At 38.5% G+C, this 1,980-nt stretch carries 2 protein-coding genes; both read left to right on the top strand.

The genetic code is table 11. The features are described 5' to 3' along the window. The first annotated feature begins 333 nt into the window (after nucleotides 1-333). Entirely contained in the window at nucleotides 334-1,293 is a 960-nt protein-coding gene (queG, locus tag H6S82_RS31030; RefSeq protein ID WP_190472001.1) for a tRNA epoxyqueuosine(34) reductase QueG, read from the top strand. Between the two features lie 67 nt (nucleotides 1,294-1,360). After that, on the top strand, nucleotides 1,361-1,980 hold a 620-nt coding region (locus H6S82_RS31025; RefSeq protein WP_191057319.1), incomplete at its 3' end, for an HAD-IA family hydrolase.

Genomic DNA, 1,980 nt, shown 5'->3' with positions numbered 1-1,980 from the left:
TCGGCTAGGCGATAGGAAATGAAAGTTTTAGAGAAGCAGATTGAAGCGAAGTCTGCCATAAAGGTCATAGAAACTCCTTACCCTGGAAGGTAGTGAAAACTGATACCCAGTTTTTGCGTTATTGTAAGCTGGGAACTGAGCTAAACTCTCTCACTTTTCTTTCTTGGAAGAGAGATTGTTGAGGAGTTAATGAATCTCTCTCTCTTTTTACATAGTGCAAGATATTTTCATAATTTGCAAGTCAAATTTGTAAATCCGATAAGTTTGCAATTATAGTTTTAAGTTTGGCTAAAATGTGATTTATATCACTGGAAAATTCGCCTTTTTCGATCTATGAATTCCAAAAAACAATCAACGTGGGAAGTTTCCGCTTTCACCGCTCAGGTAAAGCAAAAAGCTTTAGATCTGGGGTTTCACAAGGCTGGAATTGCGGCTGTCGAACCGCAAGCCGACTCAGAAGCGCAGCAATTACAAGCATGGTTGGCCTTGGATTATCACGCTGATATGGTATGGATGGAGAACCCCAAACGTCAAAATGTCCGTCTGGTAATGCCAGAGGTGCAATCTATTATTTCCGTTGCTCTCAACTACTATACACCTCATCAGCGTCCGGAAGGCAAGGAATACGCCAAAATATCACGTTACGGATGGGGACGGGATTACCACAAGGTTTTACATAAAAAGCTGAAAGCACTGGTAAACTGGTTGCAAGCACAAGGAGAAGGAATTCAAGCTCGTTATTACGCCGATACTGGTCCAATTCAGGATAAAGTCTGGGCTCAACGTGCTGGAATTGGCTGGATTGCCAAAAATAGTAACGTGATTACGCGAGAGTACGGATCTTGGGTATTTTTGGGCGAAGTACTCACTAATTTGAATTTAGCGCCCGATCGCCCTCATACCGAACACTGCGGCACTTGTACTCGTTGTATGGAAGCTTGTCCGACAGGTGCAATTTCCCAACCTTTTGCGATCGATGCTAACCGTTGCATCGCTTATCACACAATTGAAAATCGCGCTCAAGAATTGCCGGATGCGATCGCCTCCCATTTAGACGGGTGGGTTGCCGGTTGCGATATTTGCCAAGATGTTTGTCCCTGGAACCAGCGTTTTGCTAAAGAAACTGACATTGATGAGTTTCAGCCTTATCCTGGTAATGTGGCTCCCAAACTCATGCAGTTAGCTGAAATTTCCTATGAAGATTGGCAGAGCCGTTTCCCCGCATCAGCGCTGCGGCGAATTAAACCAGAAATGTTGCGACGGAATGCCCGCTCTAACATTCAAAGCTTATAAGTTATAAACTTTGAATTTATAACTTATAATTCTTAACTTATCGTACTTCTATTTCTTTACTAAAACCATGAGCGTAAAAGTTATTATTTTTGATTTTGACGGCACTGTTGCCGATACTTTTGAGACAATAGTTAATATTAGTAATTTATTAGCACCTGAATTTGGTTATCAAAAAGCTACACCAGAGGATATTGTTAAATACAGAAATTTAACATCTAGAGATGTTATTAAGCAGTCAGGTGTTTCCCTTTTTAAGTTGCCTTTTATTTTAAAGAGGTTAAAAATTGAATTAAATAGTAAAATTCATTATTTAACGCCGATCCCAGGTATAAAGGAAGCTTTGTTTGAGTTAAAGCAACAAGGTAACACAATCGGTATTATTACTTCTAACGATAAAGAAAATGTCCTAATTTTTTTGGATAAAAATGGTATGCCCGATTTATTTGATTTTATTTATTCGGCAAAAAATATATTTGGTAAGAGCAAAATAATAAATAAATTTATTAAGCAAAACAAACTAAAACCAGAACAAATAATCTATATTGGCGATGAAACCAGAGATATAGAGGCTGCAAAAAAGAGTCATATAAAAGTTATTGCAGTCACTTGGGGATTTAATGGCAAACAAATACTAGCAAAACAAAACCCTGATTTTTTAATAGAACAGCCTAGTGAATTAATTTCAGC

Origin of the sequence: Planktothrix sp. FACHB-1355, assembly GCF_014748295.1 — a bacterium.
GTDB lineage: Bacteria > Cyanobacteriota > Cyanobacteriia > Cyanobacteriales > Aerosakkonemataceae > Aerosakkonema > Aerosakkonema funiforme_A.
The sequence above is the reverse complement of the archived record's forward strand: the minus strand, read 5'-3'. Positions and strand labels throughout refer to the sequence as shown.